The organism is Bradyrhizobium sp. 195 (genome assembly GCF_023101665.1).
Lineage (GTDB): Bacteria > Pseudomonadota > Alphaproteobacteria > Rhizobiales > Xanthobacteraceae > Bradyrhizobium.
The window spans coordinates 499,802-516,393 of record NZ_CP082161.1; the positions used below are offsets into that span (position 1 = coordinate 499,802).

Here is a 16,592-nt window from a genome sequence, read left to right on the forward strand (position 1 = left end):
CGTATCTGACAATCCAAACGCTACAATATGGCGTGACTCCCGCGCAAGAGTCCGCCGACTCGCTTCCACATGTTCCGTGGTGAAAACCCGCAAAATCGGCACCGCAAGACTACGGATTCAGCGTTTCCTGAGGCTTTCCGGGCGGCATTGACACCCGTCTTGCCAAGCATAAGATAGTCCTGCGTGCCGCCCTTAAAAGGCGGCACGTTTCGTTTTCCGGGCCGGTCAATGGTGCGTTGCGCAATGCACGCGTCACACCGTCCGCAACATTCAAGTGATCGTCATGACTAACAGCGCAGCGCCGCATTTGCTCCCCGTTTTCGCCAGGGCCGACCTCGGTTTCGAACGCGGCGAAGGCTGCTGGCTGATCGCGACCAATGGCGATCGCTATCTCGATTTCACCTCGGGAGTCGCTGTGAATGCGCTCGGCCATTGCCACCCGCATCTGATCAAGGCGCTGCAGGAGCAGGCGACCAGGCTCTGGCACATGTCGAACCTGTTTCAGAGCCCGGACGGCGAGAAGCTCGCCGTGCGCCTGTGCAATGAAAGCTTCGCGGACTTCGTGTTCTTCTGCAATTCCGGCGCCGAAGCGCTGGAGGGTGTGATCAAGCTGGTCCGCCATCATCACTTCTCCAAGGGCCATCCCGAGCGCTACCGCATCATCACCTTCGAAGGCGCGTTCCATGGCCGTACGCTGGCAACGCTCGCGGCGACCGGCTCTGCAAAATATCTCGAAGGTTTTGGCCCGCCGATGGACGGTTTCGACCAGGTCCCGCATGGTGACCTCGAAGCCGTGAAGAAAGCGATCGGCCCCGACACTGCCGGCATCCTGATCGAGCCGATCCAGGGCGAGGGCGGCGTGCGCTCGGCGACGCCTTCTTTCCTCAAGGCGCTGCGCCAGCTTTGCGACGAGAAGGGCCTGCTGCTCGCATTCGACGAGGTGCAGACCGGCATGGGCCGCAGCGGCGATCTCTTCGCTTACAGGCGCACCGGCGTCACACCTGACGTGATGTCGCTGGCGAAGGCGCTCGGCGGCGGCTTCCCGATCGGCGCGGTGCTGGCGACCGCGGATGCGGCTTCCGGCATGGGGCCCGGTTCGCACGGCTCGACCTTCGGCGGCAATCCGCTGGCGATCTCGGCGGCCAATGCGGTGCTCGACGTCATGCTCGAGCCCGGCTTCTTCGACCACGTGCAGAAGATGTCGTTGCTGCTCAAGCAGAAGCTCGCCTCCGTGATCGACCGCCATCCCGATGTCGTCAGCGAAGTCCGCGGCGAGGGCCTGCTGATCGGCATCAAGGCCGTTGTGCCGTCGGGCGATCTCGTGGCCGCCTTGCGCGGCGAGAAACTGCTCACCGTCGGCGCGGGCGACAATGTCGTGCGCTTCCTGCCGCCTCTGATCGTCACCGAGGCCGAGATCGAGGACAGCGTCATCAGGCTCGAGCGCGCCTGCGCTGCGATCTCGTCCAGTTTGACCAAGCGGGTGGCAAGCTGATGAGCAAGTCGCCGAAACACTTCCTCGACATCAACGAACTCCCGCTGTCGGAGCTCAAGCGCATGCTCGCCGCATCCTCCGCCATGAAGGCGAAGCAGAAGGCGCAGCAGCCGGTCAGGCCGCTCGAAGGCAAGACGCTGGCGATGATCTTCGAGCGTCCCTCGACGCGGACGCGGGTGTCGTTCGACGTCGCCATGCGCCAGCTCGGCGGCGAGCCCATCATGCTCACCGGCGCCGAGATGCAGCTCGGTCGCGGCGAGACCATCGCCGACACCGCGCGCGTGCTGTCGCGCTATGTCGACGCCATCATGATCCGCATCCTCAATCACGAGGCGCTGCTGGAGCTTGCGGCCAACGCCACCGTGCCGGTCATCAACGGCCTGACGCGGCGTTCGCATCCCTGCCAGGTGATGGCCGACCTCATGACCTATGAGGAGCATCGCGGCCCGATCGAGGGCAAGACGGTGGCCTGGACCGGCGACGACAACAACGTGCTGGCGTCCTGGGCGCACGCCGCCGAGCGCTTCAAGTTCCAGCTCAATGTCGCAACGCCGCCCGAGCTCGCGCCGAAAAAGGCGATGCGCGACTTCATCAAGACGACCGGCGCATCGATCGTGCTCGGCACCGATCCGGAAGCCGCCGTGCGCGGCGCCGATTGCGTCGTCACCGACACCTGGGTGTCGATGGGCGACAAGGAAGGCGAGCATCGCCACAACGTGCTCAAGCCCTACCAGGTCAACGGCAAGCTGATGTCGCTGGCCAAGCCCGACGCGCTGTTCATGCACTGCCTGCCCGCCCATCGCGGCGAGGAGGTCACTGATGAAGTGATCGACGGCCCGCAATCGGTCGTGTTCGACGAGGCCGAAAATCGCCTGCACGCGCAGAAGGGCATTCTGGCCTGGTGCTTTGACGCGGTGAAGTGATCTCAGTGGTGGGGCTGCGTCGCTGGCCCATTCTCCGCTGTCGTCCCGGACAAGCGCCGCGCAGCGGCGCGCCGATCCGGGACCCATAACCGCAGGACGTCGTTTGGCGAGGACTCGAAGTTGTCATCGCCGGCTACAACGTCATCCTGTGGTTATGGGTCCCGGGTTCGCGCTTCGCGCGCCCCGGGACGACATCGAGTTTGCGGTGGCTTGATACGGTTCACTCGCACGGAACACACCACTCCGCGCCCCCTTCCATTCCGCCCCCACCGACCCCAGATAAAGCGCCATGGTTTTCCAATCCCCTGACATGAAAACCGGGCCCGAAGGCCCGGTTCGCGCACCATCGGCGGTTCCGATCGATGATGCCGTGCTGCCTTACGAGGTCGATGCGCTCGACGTGCGTGGCCGGCTGGTGCGGCTTGGCCCGGCGCTCGACGAGATCCTGACCAAGCACGATTACCCGGCGCCGGTCGGCAAGCTGCTCGGCGAGGCCATCGTGCTGACGACGCTGCTTGGCACCGCGCTGAAATTCGAGGGTCGCTTTATCCTGCAGGCCCAGACCGACGGCCCGGTGTCGTTCATGGTTGTCGACTACATGGCGCCGGACCGCCTGCGCGCCTATGCGCGTTTCGATGCCGCGCGTCTCGGCGATACCAGGGATTCCGGCACGCTGCTCGGCCGCGGTCATCTCGCCATGACCATCGACCAGGGCCCCGACATGAGCCGTTACCAGGGCCTCGTCGCGCTCGACGGCGGCAGCCTGGAAGACGCCGCCCACGAATATTTCCTGCGCTCCGAGCAGATCCCGACGCGCGTGCGTCTCGCGGTCGGCGAGGAGTGGCGCTCGAACGACGGCGGCAAGCATCGCTGGCGCGCCGGAGGCATGCTGATGCAGTTTCTGCCGAAGGCGCCGGAGCGCGCGCGGCAGGCCGATCTGCATCCCGGCGATGCCCCCGAGGGCATCGAGGTGCACAGCGTCACTGAAGACGACGCCTGGGTCGAGGCGCGCTCGCTGATCGAGACGGTCGAAGACGTCGAGCTGATCGATCCCGAGCTCTCCGGCGAGCGGCTGCTGTTCCGCCTGTTCCACGAGCGCGGCGTGCGCGTGTTCAATCCGATGGTCCTCAAGGCGCAGTGCTCCTGCTCGCGCGATGCAGTTGCCTCGATGCTCAAGAGCTTCTCGCCCGACGACCGCGCCGCGATGGTCAAGGACGACAAGGTCGTCGTGACGTGTGAGTTCTGCAGCTCGGTGTACGATTTCACGCCCCACGAGGCAGGCGTCGAAGAGGCGTAGGGTGTGTTAGCCGTGCGGATGCGCGAAGCGCATCTGCTCGGCGTAACCCACCTCTTTTGTTTCTGCGGATGCACACGGTGGCGGGTTACGCCTTCGGCTAACCCACCCTACGGCACCTTGCTGTGTCGCGCCGCTGTCAATCCTCCGCCGCAAAAATATTCCGCTTTACCGAAATTCGGTTTCGGCGTATGTGTCGTCCATCCCGGCTCATCCAAGAGGGGCGATCTTGTGTCGTCACGCATCGCGAGCCGGGCTTGCGGTGGACGCGGCAGCGTCGGCATGAGAGGTGCGGGCAGGGCGGGTAGTCCCTGTGAGTCCGCGGCCGCGTGCAGACGAGCGGCGCTGCTAGGTTCGTCTCGCCTGTAAGTTTTCGGCTCCGTCGACAGGGCTGGAAAAACTGCGGCGACATGGCGGGCCGTGCGTACGGCAAAACCGTGTGGTCCTGGCCGTCGTTGCTACGGTCAAGCTTTTCGCGAAGGTGCGAGCGAGCCCAACCGGGCAGACTGCATCATCCAATTCGCGGGGTGAGGGAGGCCAGAGGAAAGTTCGGCTCCCGGGAGATCACGGCATAAGCCGTCCGACCATCGCGCAGGGAAGGCCGAGTGATCGGCACCACCTGTATGCTGCTGTGCGGTCTCCTTTGCGCATTATTCGCGCAGCAGACCGCGGGTGCCTGCCGGCACCCGGCCTTCCCTGTGCCCTCTTGGATTTGAGAGGGGGACGAGACGAAGCAAAGCTCGGGTGGTTCAAGCCGCGAGATCGAAGAGCCATGTCTGCCACCATACACGTGGTGTCATCGCCCGGCTTGACCGGGCGATCCAGTACTCCGAGACGGTCGTGATCGAACCGAGAAGCCGCGGCGTACTGGATTCCCCGCTTTCGCGGGAATGACAGCGTCACTTGGGGAAGCAACTTGTCACCTCATCCTCCGTCATTGCGAGCGCAGCGACTTGTCCGCCGAAGCCTTGGCGAAGGCGGAAGCAATCCAGAATCCCTCCGCGGCGGCACTCTGGATTGCTTCGTCGCAAGGGCTCCTCGCAATGACGGGGAGAGAGCACGTACGTCACACTCCGCTCTCGTGCCCCGGACGCAGCGCAGGGGCCCGGCGATGCGAAGCATCGTCCGGGGTGATGCGCTGCAGAGCCGGGGCCCATGTCGCGGCACTGCGCGTCGTTTCGCGTTCTGGGTCCCGGCTCTGCGCAGCGTCACTGCGTGCCGTAGCGCGTCCGGGAGAGCACCACCCCTAATTCAACACCCGCTTGCTGTCTGGGCTGTCCAGCGAAAACGCGGGCACGTCGATCTCGAAGCGCTCGCCGCTTTCGGTGACCATCTGGTAGCGGCCGGTCATGAAGCCGGAGGCGGTCGAGAGCGGGACGCCGGAGGTGTATTCGAAGCGCTCGCCGGGGGCCAGGATCGGCTGCTCGCCGACCACGCCCTCGCCTTTCACCTCCTGCTGGCGGCCGGAGGCGTCGGTGATGATCCAGTGCCGCGTCTTGAGCTGCACGGTCTCCTCGCCGGAATTGGTGATGACGATGGTGTAGGACCAGAAGTAGCGGGAGCGGTCGGCCGACGACTGCTCCGGAACAAAGTTCGGCTCGACGGTCACTTCGATCTGGCGGGTCACGGCGCGGTACATAGTTGCTACCATACCGAAATCCGGCCCCGGAACCAAACGCCGCGGGTAGCTTTGGCGACATCGTCCCGCCAGATTCGAAGGGAATGACACCCCCGAAGATCCGGCCGCTTTGCGAGTTGACGACCGGACCGGTACACTCCTTGACGCGTCGCGATTTGCGGAAGGGTTTTCGCCCCCGATGACCATTGCCGACCAAGTGACGGGACAGACGATCGCGGGAACCGCGGGGGCCAAACCCGCGGGGAGCAAGCCGCGCGCCGCCGCGCCGGCGATCACGCTGCCCGCCATCGGCGAGCGCGAACTCCGGCTCGACCTGTTCCGCGGCCTCGCGCTGTGGCTGATCTTCATCGACCATCTGCCGGCAAGTCTGCTGACGTGGTTCACGATCCGCAATTACGGCTTCAGCGACGCCACCGAGATCTTCATCTTCATCTCCGGCTACACCGCCGCCTTCGTCTACGGAAGGGCGATGCTGGAGAGCGGCGTCCTCATCGCCACCGCGCGCATCCTGCGCCGGGTCTGGCAGATCTATGTCGCCCACGTCTTCCTGTTCACGATCTTCCTCGCAGAAATCTCCTATGTCGCGACCAGGTTCGAGAACCCGCTCTACACCGAAGAAATGGGCATTCTGGATTTCCTCAAGCAGCCCGACATCACCATCGTGCAGGCGCTGCTGCTGCGCTTCCGACCCGTCAACATGGACGTGCTGCCGCTCTACATCGTGCTGATGCTGGCGCTGCCGCTGATCCTGTGGTCGATGAAATGGCGCCCCGACTTCACGCTCGGCCTCTCGGTCGCGCTCTACGTCGTCACCTGGGAATACGATCTCTATCTGTCGGCCTATCCGAACGGGTTCTGGGCCTTCAATCCCTTCGCCTGGCAATTGCTGTTCGTGTTCGGTGCATGGTGCGCGCTCGGAGGTGCGCGACGGATGTCGCGCATCCTGGCCTCGCCGGTTACGATGTGGATCTCGATCGCCTATCTCGCGGCGGCGTTCTGCGTGACGCTGACCTGGTACGTGCCGCAGCTCTCCCACTTCATGCCGAAGCGGATCGAGCAGTGGATGTACCCGATCGACAAGACCGATCTCGACGTGCTGCGCTTCACGCATTTCCTGGCGCTGGCCGCACTCACCGTGCGCTTCCTACCCCGGGATTGGCCGGGCTTGAAATCGCGCTGGCTGCGACCATTGATTCTATGTGGCCAGCATTCGCTCGAGATCTTCTGCCTCGGCGTGTTCCTGGCCTTTGCCGGCCATTTCATTCTCGCCGAAGTCTCCGGCGGCGCAGCCATGCATGCGCTGATTAGTCTCTCCGGGGTCCTGATCATGTGGGGCGTGGCGTGGGTGATTTCGTGGTACAAGCGGGTGGCTGACAAGAGCGGTGCGAAAACCAAAAACGCCGTCGGCAACGCCGATCTGGCGGGAGGGGGCTGATGAAGGCGAAGGTTCTCCTGAGCCTGATCCTGCTATGCGGTAGCCTCGCCGCGCCTGTGGCGCGCGCGAGCGATGCTGCGCCTGCCGCGCCCGCGGCGTGCGAACTGCCGACCTATCTGCTGACCAGCGAAAGTCGGCTTCTCAAGGTCGCCGATGCCGTCAAGGCCGGCAAACCGCTCGACATCCTCGTCATCGGCAGCCGCTCGACCACGATTCCGTCTTCGGAGAGCAGCTCCTATCCGGCGCGCATGGAGGCGATCCTCAAGGAGAAGCTGCCTGCGTCCGAGGTGGTGCACGTCTCCGTAGAAATACAGAGCAAAAGAACGGCGGAGGAGGCCGCCTCTACCTTCGTTAAGCTGATAGAAGCAAAAACGCCTACTTTGGTCGTCTGGCAAACCGGGACCGTGGATGCCATCCGATCCATCGATCCCGACGAATTTCGCAGCGCCGTGACCCAAGGGGTTGTTGCGTTGCAAAAGGCAGGGGCCGACGTCGTCTTGATGAATTTGCAGTACAGCCCGCGCACCGAAACCATGATCTCGGCGCAACCGTTTCTCGATAATATGCGCGTGGTAGCACAGGAGCATGATATTCCGCTGTTCGATCGTTTCGCGATCATGCGGCAGTGGAATGATCAGGGTCAGTTCGACCTGTTCAGCCCGTCCCGCGGGCCCGAATTGGCGAAACAGGTCCATGATTGCCTTGGCCGGGCGTTGGCACAGTTCGTGATCGACGCTGCCCATCTAGAGCCGGCCCAGCAGCAAAATTGAGGTCTAGCGTTAATGAGTTCTCTCCGCCCTTTTTGCCTGACGACATGGTTGGCCGCGCCTGCAGCCGCGATGCTGTTGTTGCTGATGCCGGCCTCGCAGTCGCATGCGCAGGCGCCGGCCACGCCCGTACCCGCGCAATCGGCTGATCCCGCTCCCGCTTCGCCCTCCCAGACCACAGTCGCAGTGACGTCGCCCGAGCAGCGCGGCGTCACGGCGCGCGCCGTCGACAAGGTGAAGCAGGTCGCCAAATCCGCCGCCGACGTCTTCAGCCGCGTACCCTGCCTGCCGCCGAAGGGTGGCTCGAAGGCGATGGGCACGCTGCCGCATGTCGCAAGCAAGCTCGTCGCCGGCCAGCCCGTCGTCATCGTCGCGTTCGGCTCGTCGTCGACCGCGGGTTTCGGCGCGAGCTCGCCGGAGTTCAATTATCCGAACCGTCTCGCCGCACAGCTGCGCCGGCACTATCCGACCGCCGACATCACCGTCGTCAATGCCGGCGTCGGCGGCGAGGACGCGCCCGAGATGATGAAGCGTCTTCAGACGCAGGTGATCGACGTGCATCCGGATCTCGTGATCTGGCAGGTCGGCACCAACGCCGTGCTGCGCAATCTCGATCCCGGCGACACCGCAAAACTGGTCGAGGACGGCATCAGCCGCATCCAGGCCGCCGGCGGTGCCGACATCGTGCTGGTCGATCCGCAATATTCGCCGGCCGTCAACCAGCGCAAGGAGAGCGCCGGCAAGATGATCAAGCTGCTCGGCAACGTCGCTGAACTCCGCCACGTCGGCATCTTTCCCCGCTTCGAGGTGATGCGTGACTGGCACGAGAACCAATCGATTCCGGTCGAGAGCTTCGTGATCGCCGACGGCCTGCACATGAACGATTGGGGCTATGCCTGCTTCGCCCAGCTGCTCGGCGACGACATCATCCGCTCCGTCGGCCAGATCAAGCTCGGAGTGAACGTGCCTGCGGATGTGCGGACTTATCGGCCGATGTAACTCGGTGCCGTAGGGTGGGTTAGGCGAAGCCGTAACCCACCACTTCTGTTGCCGCGGAGATCAAAGAGGTGGGTTACGCCTTCGGCTAACCCACCCTACAATTCAAAAACTCACGCCTTCTCCAGCGCCGCGGTCAGATCCTCGATCAGATCATCCGCATGCTCGAGTCCCGCCGAGAAGCGGATGAAGCCCTCGCCGATGCCGAGGGCGGCGCGGTCTTCGGGCTTCAGGCGCTGATGCGTCGTGGTCGCCGGATGCGTGACGAGGCTCTTGGCGTCGCCGAGATTGTTCGAGATCCTCGCAAGCTTGAGCTCGTTGAGCACGCGGAACGCAGCCTGCTTGCCGCCCTTGACCTCGAAGCCGACCAGGGTCGAGCCGCCGCGCATCTGCTTCTTCACCAGCGCCGCCTGCGGATGATCGGCGCGGCCGGGATAAACCAGCCGTGCGACCTTCGGATGGCTCGCCAGCACCTCGGCAATCCGTGCCGCGGTATCGGTCTGCGCGCGCACGCGCACGCCGAGCGTCTCCAGGCCCTTGAGCAGGACCCAGGCGTTGAACGGCGAGATCGACGGGCCGGTCTGGCGCATGAAATTGTGGATGTGCTCGGCGATGAAGGCTTCCGAGGACAGGATGACGCCGCCGAGGCAGCGGCCCTGGCCGTCGATATGCTTGGTCGCGGAATAGACCACGACGTCGGCGCCGAGCGCGAGCGGGCTCTGCCAGATCGGGGTTGCGAACACGTTGTCGACGATGAGCCGCGCGCCGCCCTTGTGTGCGATCTCGGCGATGCCGGGAATGTCGAGCACATCGAGCGTCGGATTGGTCGGGCTCTCCAGGAAGAACGTCTTGGTGTTCGGCCTCACCGCGCGCTGCCATTGGTCGAGGTCGAGCCCGTCGACCAGCGTGGTCTCGATGCCGTAGCGCGGCAAGAGGTCCTGCACGACGTAGAGGCACGAGCCGAACAGCGCCCGCGAGGCCACCACGTGATCGCCGGCCTTGAGCGGTGCCAGGATCGCGGTCGTCACCGCGGCCATGCCTGTTGCCGCCGAGCGGGCCGCCTCGGCGCCCTCCAGCTCGATCATGCGGCGCTCGAACATCGCGATGGTCGGGTTGGAGTAGCGCGAATAGATGAAGCCCGGATCCTCGCCCTTGAACCGCGCCTCGCACTCCTCGGCGCTGTTGTAGACGTAGCCCTGGGTCAGGAACAGCGACTCCGACGTCTCGCCATATTGCGAGCGCAGGGTGCCGGAATGGACCAGGCGGGTTTCGGGACGGTAGTTGGCAGGCGACTTCGACATAGGTACCTCCGACATGACCGCCTCGTCGAAAACGGTCACAAAAAAACCGGCCTGGATATCTCCACGGGCCGGGATCACAGAGGTCCCCGGCCTGTTTAGCGACTTATTTAACGTGGCTGCAAGCCGGCCGGCTCAAATCACCACGGGATAAGTGATGCTCATATTCCGCAATGCCCTTTCCGTCAAGGCGTCCATCGGATAGCCGTAAAAGGCTTGTATTTCCCGCATGTCCGGATGCATTTGACCCCTGATGAGGATACCCGGTTGACGTTTACGGTCGCGCCAGACGCCAATGGTATCCTGCCCGACCGCATGATCGCGGCGATGGCGGACGCGGGGCTTATCCTGCCCGCCTACGACTTCGTCGAGAGCCAGATCCAGCCGGCGAGCCTCGATTTGCGTCTCGGCGACATCGCCTACCGCGTCCGCGCCAGCTTCCTGCCCGGTCCCGGCGCCACGGTGGCCGAGCGCATCGACGAATTGAAGCTGCACGAGTTCAGCCTCGCCGACGGCGCGGTGCTGGAGACGAACTGCGTCTACATCGTGCCGCTGCTGGAGAGCCTCGCGCTGCCGCCGGAGATCGTCGCGGCCGCCAACCCGAAGAGCTCCACCGGCCGGCTCGACGTCTTCACCCGCGTGATCGCCGACGGCACCCGCCGGTTCGACATGATCGGCGCCGGCTATCACGGCCCGCTCTATGCCGAGATCAGCCCGAAGACGTTTCCGGTGCTGGTCAGCGAGGGCTCGCGCCTCAGCCAGGTGCGCTTCCGCACTGGTGACGCCATCCTCAACGCCGACGAGCTCGATGGCTTGCATGCCGTCGAGCGCCTCGTCGACATCGACGATGCCGACCTGTCGGGCGGCGTCGCCGTCTCCGTCGATCTGTCCGGTGAGAAAGCGAACGGCTTCGTCGGCTATCGCGCCAAGCGCCACACCGGCGTCGTCGACGTCGATCGCCGCTCGGGCTATTCCGTCGAGGACTTCTGGGAGCCCATCTCGGCGCGTCCCGACGGCAGCCTGATCCTCGATCCCGGCGAGTTCTACATCCTCGCCTCGAAGGAAGCGGTGCAGGTGCCGCCCGACTACGCCGCGGAGATGGTGCCGTTCGATCCCCTGGTCGGCGAATTCCGCGTGCACTACGCCGGATTCTTCGATCCCGGCTTCGGCTATGCCGGCGCCGGCGGGCAGGGGGCGCGCGCGGTGCTCGAGGTGCGCTCGCGCGAAGTGCCGTTCATCCTCGAGCATGGCCAGATCGTCGGCCGTCTCGTCTACGAGAAGATGCTGGCGCGCCCCGATGCGATGTACGGCCAGCGCATCGGTTCCAATTACCAGGCCCAGGGCCTCAAACTATCGAAGCATTTCCGGGTGTAGCGGCACATTCTACTGTCATGCCCCGGCTCGACCGGGGCATCCAGTACGCCGCGGCTTATCGGATCAATCACCACGGCCTCTGGAATACTGGATCGCCCGATCAAGTCGGGCGATGACACCGGTGTGTCAGGGTGCGAAGTGAAATCCGGGCTACATGCGAGGTGACGAGATGAGCAATCAATCCGAGCTCGACGCAAAGATCGCCGAAGACGTCGCGGATGCGCTGATCTATTCGGATCGCTCCGGCACGATCATGCGTTGGAATCGCGCCTCGGTCGCGCTGTTCGGCTTCACCGCGGACGAAGCGCTCGGCCAGAATCTCGACCTGATCATTCCCGAACATTTGCGCGCTGCGCACTGGAAGGGCTTCGAGGCCGCGCTCGCCAGCGGCACGATGAAGCTTGCGGGCAAGCCGACACTCACCCGCGCGCTGCACAAGAGCGGACGCAAGCTCTACATCGAGATGACCTTCGCGCTGGTGCGCGATTCCGGCGGCAACGTCTTGGGATCTGTGGCGATGGCGCGCGATGTCACCGAACGGCTCGAGCGAGAGCGCGCCGCGAAGACGGCGTCGCCGCAAACTTCGTGATGCGGAATTGGCGGGCGGTCGCGCAGGGCGGCCTGCTTGGACGTCATGTTGCTTGCCTGAAGGTACGGTGACACACTCGATCAAAACAACGATCGGGAGCGAACATGACCGCTGCATCGGACCTCGCGCAGCAAGCCCAATGGAAGCGCTGGCGAGCGGTCGCGGACCTCTATCACGCCTACTTCACCGGCCTCATCCTCACCGTCGTCACGCGACGCGGACCTGCGGATGCCGCCGAGTTCGTCTTCCGCGTATTTCGCCGCCAGCAGCAGGAGCGCTTCCTGCCAGGGCTTGAAAAGCTCGGCCTCAGTCACCTGCCGCCGGCGGTGGCCGCCGCGCAATATCACTACCTCTCCAACTGGATCGGCGGCGTGCATGTCGAATACATGCATGAGAGCGACATCAAGGCCTGGATTCGCTATCCGCCGCCGCGCTGGATCTGGAAGGGCACGGCGATCTGCGGCGTGCCCGGCGAGGTCTCGCGTGCGATACTGCGCGGCTGGCACGCGAATAACGGTGCTGCGCTGGGCGATCTCCGTCTTGGGTTCGTCTGCACCAAGCAGAGCGTCGATGGCCAGGACGGGCTCGAAGGCTACTATCATCAATACGACCATCCGCTAGAACTCGATCAGCGCCTGGTGTTCGCGCGGCATCTGGAAGCGCCATTGTTCGACGCCAAGACCGCGCCGGCGCTGCCGGTCGCGAGTTGGCCGAAACCGCGTCTGGAGAAAGCCTATCGCAACTACGCGATGGAATATGTGCGCACGGCGGCGCCCGTGATGGTGCAGCTGTTCGGGCCGGAAGACGCCGGCTATCTGCTGCACCTCACCGGCAAGCTGATCGGCATACAGCACTTTGACGAAGTCGCAGCCGCGCTGGCGATGAGCCGCGGCGGGGCAGGCGAGTTCGCGTCGTTCCTGGGCGCGCTGTTCGCCGCGCAGGACGACGTGGCGGAGACCGCGCAATCCGAAGGCAGCTTCGAAATCCGCCAGCAGAGCTGGAAGCTGATGGATGACGTCACGGACTATCATCCCGCTTGCGCCAGGGTGCTGGAGGGATTGTTCGAAGGCCTGGCTGCGGGATGCGGGCGGTATATCGGCGTGCATCTGCGCCCCGCCCGTGGAGGCCACCCGCCGCTGACCTGGACGATCGAATAGCTCACCCATTGAAATGCGCTGCCGCAGGGCACGCCTGCATCTGGCGCAGGAGCAATCGCTCCGCGGCGTGCTAACAAGCTCTCCACCGCGCCCTGCGCGCGAAGAAATTTATTGTCACACCTACGCATTGCCGCGCCGCCAAGAGCGCTCGTGCCCCGGAGAGGATATGTCCGACATCGCCGAAATCCCGGTCGATGAGCAAGAGCGTCCGCTGCCGCCGCCTCCGCAGCCGATGCGAAGCGCGCTGACCGACGGGCCGATCCTGCGCACGCTGCTCGGCCTCGCCTGGCCCAACGTGATCGCACTGTCGGCCGGCACCTGCACGGTGATCGCGGAGACCTCCTATATCGGCCGGCTCGGCGTCGAGGCGCTGGCGGCGATGGCGCTGGTGTTTCCGACCGTGATCTTGACCATGACGATGTCGGGCGGTGCCATGGGCGGCGCGGTGGCTTCCGCCATTGCGCGCGCGCTCGGTGCCGGCGATCGCGATCGCGCCGGCACGCTCGCGATGCATGCGCTGCTGATCGGCATCAGCTTCGGCCTCGTCTTCATGCTGGGCATGCTGATCTTCGGGCCCCGGGTGCTGGAAATGCTGGGCGGCCGCGGCGATGTGCTGACCCATGCGGTTGCCTACACGCAGGTGTTTTTCGGCGGCGCCGTGCTGCCCTGGCTGCTCAACACCATGGCCGGCGTATTGCGCGGTACCGGCAACATGAAGCTGCCGTCGTTCCTGATCCTCAATTCCGCGGCGTGGCAGATCGTGCTCGGCGGCACGCTCGGTCTCGGCCTCGGACCGGTGCCGCAGTTCGGCATGCGCGGCGTCGCGGCCGGCGCGCTGATCGCCTATTCCATGAACATCTGCATCATGGGCTGGTACCTGTTCTCGGGCCGCGCGCGTGTCACACCGAAGCTGCGCGGCCTGCGTATCCAATGGGCGATGTTTTTCGACATCCTCAAGGTCGGCGCCATCGCCTGCTTCTCGCCGCTGCAATCGGTGCTGACGATCTCGATCTTCACCCACATGCTGGCGAAGTTCGGCACCGCGATCCTCGCCGGCTACGGCATCGGCGCGCGGCTCGAATTTTTGCTGACCTCGATCGCGTTCTCGTTTGGCATCGCCTGTGTGCCGATGGTCGGGATGGCGATCGGCGCAGGCAACGTCGCGCGCGCCCGGCGCGTCGCCTGGATCGCCAGTGCAGCCGCCTTCGTGGCCGTCGGCGCGCCGGCCTGCGTCGTTGCGATGTTCCCCGATCTCTGGATCAACATCTTCACCGACAGCGCGGCCGTGCGCGCGGCAAGTCATCAATATCTCTCGACGGTCGGACCGTTCTACGCGTTTTTCGGCATTGCCACGACGATGTATTTCTCATCGCAGGGCGCGGCCAAGGTGATCGGGCCGGTGCTGGCGCAGACGGCGCGGCTGATCTACATCTCCGCCGTGGGCTGGTGGCTGTCGACCCACGAGGCCACCGCGCAGAGTTTCTTCTGGCTGGCTGCGAGCTCGATGGTCGTGCTCGGCCTGCTCTCGTCCTCCAGCGTCTTGCTGACGCGCTGGGGACCGCGCGCCAGCAAGGCTGCGATCAGACCAGCTCTGTCCGGCGCCGCCGATTAGCGATGCCTGTGGCGGCGATGGCCGCCGCCGCCGACATTGGCGAGCCGCATCAGCTGCGGGATCATCGCCATCATGTCGCCGCCACCGGCACCACCGAGCATGCCCATGATGTCGCCGCCGCCCATGCCGCCGAGCCCGGTCGGCATATAACCGCCTCCGCCCATCGGCGTGTAGCCGCCGTAATTGGGCGCGCCGAAGCCGCCGCCGAGAGTGCCGCCGCCGCCCATCATGCCTCCGAGCCCACCGCCGCCATTCTCCATCATGCGGCTCATCATCGGCCCCATGGTCTGCATCATCATGGCGAAGCGGCGCTTGCCCATCTTCGCCTTCATCATCTCCAGCATCGGCGCCATCTGGGTCATCATGTCGTCGCCGCCGGCACCTCCGCCGCCGAGGAACTGCGCCTTCGCCGGCGAGCTCGCAACGGAAAACAGCAGCAGCACAGCCGCCGCTTGGCAGATCACCTTGTCCGCACCTTTCATGGCATGCTCCTCGCGTGCGCAGCGCCGCCGGGAGAGCGGAGCCAACCGGACGCACGCGGCCATGATTGCTGTCGGCGAGGGCGCAGCTCTGTGACAAAATACACAGAGGCGGATCAGGCCGCGGGCGGAAACGCCTGGTGTATCGCGGCCACGGCCTCCTTGGTCTGCCCCTGAACGTAGGGCCCAAGCTCGTTGGGCAGCATGTCGATGGTCCAGACCAGGCGGCATCGCGTCTCACCGTCGGCAATCACCTGCACCGAGGCGCTGTAGTGCTTCAGTCGCTCGTTGTTGATGGCGTAGACGAGGCGCCGTCTGGCATCGTCGCAATCGACCAGCACCTCGCGGGCCACCGACCCGTTGGCGAAGGTGACGATGCGCGCATCGGCCTCGAGCGTGCAGGCCGTGACGAATCCGGGCGCCAGCCGCTGATGCAGCGCGCCGAAGTCGCGCACCGCGTCCCAGACGTTCGACGCGGGAGCGTTGATGAGGATGTCGTTGTGGATGGAGGCCATGGTTGACTCCTATGACGTGGAGATACGGCGATCGGGCTATCATCTCAGGTGTCATCGCCCGACTTGATCGGGCGATCCAGTATTCCAGAGGCCGCTGTGATGGAACCGAGAAGCCGCGGCGTACTGGATGCCCCGGTCAAGCCGGGGCATGACCGCCCGTTTGTGGTTGGCGTCGTCGTGGCTCACACGCAAACCGCCTCGACATTGTTGCCATCAGGATCGATCAAAAACGCCGCATAATAGGTCGGGCTGTAATCCTTGCGCGGACCCGCGCCGCCATTGTCGCGGCCGCCGCTGTTCAGGCCTTCGCTGTGAAATGCCTTCACTGCGTCATGGTCCTTGGCGCGGAACGCAATGTGCGCGCCGTCGGCCTTGCGGCCCTTGTTCAGGTGTAGCCACAGCGCCGGCTCGCCCTTGGGGCCGAAGCCGGCATAACCGTCGCCGCTGGAGCACAGGACGTAGCCGAGCGGCGCCAGCACCGCGGTGTAGAAGCGCGTCGCGGCGTCGAGATCGGCAACGCGAAGTCCGATGTGGTCGTACATGTTCGTCTCCATTTGCAAAGCGCGCCGCAACTGGCGCGCGCCGGAGACGAAGCTAGTCGGGGAGAGGCGGGCGGCTCTTGGAGAATCTTGCGCTCGGAACCCGGCTAGTTCGCCGGCGCCTCCGATTGCCACCGGATCACCCGTTTCAGGTGATGGACCTGAACCCACATGTTCGTTCCAATCACGCTGACCGTTGCGACGATCAGCGCCGTGAGCTTTTGCGGGTCATGAAGGGCGAGAACGAGCAGGAACGCGGACAAGCCCGCCGTCACGCCGAAGCTGAACCAGAGCCCGATCAGGCGTGGTGCGAACCAGGCCGGCTGACCGTCAGTGCCCCATTGCATCGGAATCCTGCGCGAGGTGATCTGGCGGCCATAATAGACGGCGCAGCCGGCGATGAAGGCAAGACCGACGGCAAGCGCGATCAGTGTGGCGCCAATCACGTCACTCGGGGCACTGTTCATCTGCCGGCTCGCCGCC

The 16,592-nt window shown here is 64.8% G+C and carries 16 protein-coding genes and 1 riboswitch; of the genes, 10 read left to right on the top strand and 6 right to left on the bottom strand.

All coding sequences use genetic code 11. The features are described from left to right. Window positions 1–283 precede the first annotated feature (283 nt). The 3 genes from IVB26_RS02235 (at window position 284) to IVB26_RS02245 (ending at window position 3,712) form a co-directional block, all read left to right on the top strand. Window positions 284–1,492 (top strand): aspartate aminotransferase family protein, encoded by a 1,209-nt coding sequence (locus IVB26_RS02235; RefSeq protein WP_247970425.1) that lies wholly within the window; start codon window positions 284–286, stop codon window positions 1,490–1,492. Continuing rightward, window positions 1,492–2,415 carry an ornithine carbamoyltransferase gene (gene argF / locus IVB26_RS02240; RefSeq protein WP_247970426.1) on the top strand — a complete coding sequence of 308 codons (924 nt, stop codon included), beginning with the start codon at window positions 1,492–1,494 and terminating at the stop codon, window positions 2,413–2,415. Before IVB26_RS02235 ends, argF begins: the two co-directional genes overlap by 1 nt. 289 nt (window positions 2,416–2,704) lie before the next feature. Next, window positions 2,705–3,712: an Hsp33 family molecular chaperone gene (locus IVB26_RS02245; protein WP_247970427.1), complete on the top strand. Its 1,008-nt coding sequence runs from the start codon at window positions 2,705–2,707 to the stop codon at window positions 3,710–3,712. 1,243 nt (window positions 3,713–4,955) lie between these two features. On the opposite strand, the gene apaG is transcribed toward IVB26_RS02245, so the two are convergent. After that, window positions 4,956–5,348, bottom strand: coding sequence for a Co2+/Mg2+ efflux protein ApaG (apaG, locus tag IVB26_RS02250; RefSeq protein WP_246931092.1), 393 nt, complete (start codon window positions 5,346–5,348; stop codon window positions 4,956–4,958). Window positions 5,349–5,526: 178 nt separating this feature from the next. On the opposite strand from apaG, the gene IVB26_RS02255 reads away from it, so the two are divergent. From IVB26_RS02255 to IVB26_RS02265, 3 genes are read left to right on the top strand one after another with little or no spacing between them, the layout of a single operon-like run. Then, window positions 5,527–6,783, top strand: coding sequence for an OpgC domain-containing protein (locus IVB26_RS02255; protein ID WP_247970428.1), 1,257 nt, complete (start codon window positions 5,527–5,529; stop codon window positions 6,781–6,783). Then, entirely contained in the window at window positions 6,783–7,553 is a 771-nt protein-coding gene (locus IVB26_RS02260; RefSeq protein WP_247970429.1) for an SGNH/GDSL hydrolase family protein, read from the top strand. The genes IVB26_RS02255 and IVB26_RS02260 overlap by 1 nt, the downstream gene beginning before the upstream one ends. A gap of 12 nt (window positions 7,554–7,565) precedes the next feature. Further along, entirely contained in the window at window positions 7,566–8,549 is a 984-nt protein-coding gene (locus IVB26_RS02265; RefSeq protein ID WP_247970430.1) for an SGNH/GDSL hydrolase family protein, read from the top strand. Window positions 8,550–8,659: 110 nt separating this feature from the next. Here IVB26_RS02265 and IVB26_RS02270 read toward each other — a convergent pair whose 3' ends face one another. Continuing rightward, window positions 8,660–9,847 (bottom strand): O-succinylhomoserine sulfhydrylase, encoded by a 1,188-nt coding sequence (locus tag IVB26_RS02270; RefSeq protein ID WP_247973393.1) that lies wholly within the window; start codon window positions 9,845–9,847, stop codon window positions 8,660–8,662. Between the two features lie 74 nt (window positions 9,848–9,921). Continuing rightward, window positions 9,922–10,001: riboswitch (SAM riboswitch) on the bottom strand. Window positions 10,002–10,081: 80 nt separating this feature from the next. Between IVB26_RS02270 and IVB26_RS02275 the strand changes: the two genes are divergently transcribed. The 4 genes from IVB26_RS02275 to IVB26_RS02290 all read left to right on the top strand — a co-directional run bounded on the left by IVB26_RS02275 (window position 10,082) and on the right by IVB26_RS02290 (window position 14,576). Beyond that, a complete protein-coding gene (locus tag IVB26_RS02275; protein WP_458309306.1) occupies window positions 10,082–11,218 on the top strand; it encodes a 2'-deoxycytidine 5'-triphosphate deaminase in 1,137 nt (378 codons plus the stop codon). 169 nt (window positions 11,219–11,387) lie between these two features. Beyond that, a complete protein-coding gene (locus tag IVB26_RS02280; protein ID WP_247970432.1) occupies window positions 11,388–11,807 on the top strand; it encodes a PAS domain S-box protein in 420 nt (139 codons plus the stop codon). 104 nt (window positions 11,808–11,911) lie between these two features. Further along, the gene (locus IVB26_RS02285) at window positions 11,912–12,964 is read left to right on the top strand and encodes a hypothetical protein (protein ID WP_247970433.1); all 1,053 of its coding nucleotides are present in this window, start codon (window positions 11,912–11,914) and stop codon (window positions 12,962–12,964) included. A gap of 166 nt (window positions 12,965–13,130) precedes the next feature. Beyond that, window positions 13,131–14,576: an MATE family efflux transporter gene (locus IVB26_RS02290; RefSeq protein ID WP_247970434.1), complete on the top strand. Its 1,446-nt coding sequence runs from the start codon at window positions 13,131–13,133 to the stop codon at window positions 14,574–14,576. Here the strand turns inward: IVB26_RS02290 and IVB26_RS02295 are convergent. The 4 genes from IVB26_RS02295 to IVB26_RS02310 all read right to left on the bottom strand — a co-directional run bounded on the left by IVB26_RS02295 (window position 14,573) and on the right by IVB26_RS02310 (window position 16,576). Next, window positions 14,573–15,058, bottom strand: a complete 486-nt coding sequence (locus IVB26_RS02295; protein WP_247970435.1) for a hypothetical protein — start codon at window positions 15,056–15,058, stop codon at window positions 14,573–14,575. The genes IVB26_RS02290 and IVB26_RS02295 overlap by 4 nt on opposite strands. A gap of 113 nt (window positions 15,059–15,171) precedes the next feature. Beyond that, window positions 15,172–15,570: an SRPBCC family protein gene (locus tag IVB26_RS02300; protein WP_247970436.1), complete on the bottom strand. Its 399-nt coding sequence runs from the start codon at window positions 15,568–15,570 to the stop codon at window positions 15,172–15,174. A 182-nt stretch (window positions 15,571–15,752) separates the two neighbouring features. Further along, entirely contained in the window at window positions 15,753–16,112 is a 360-nt protein-coding gene (locus IVB26_RS02305) for a VOC family protein (RefSeq protein ID WP_247970437.1), read from the bottom strand. 104 nt (window positions 16,113–16,216) lie between these two features. Continuing rightward, window positions 16,217–16,576, bottom strand: coding sequence for a hypothetical protein (locus IVB26_RS02310; RefSeq protein ID WP_247970438.1), 360 nt, complete (start codon window positions 16,574–16,576; stop codon window positions 16,217–16,219). Window positions 16,577–16,592: the final 16 nt, after the last annotated feature.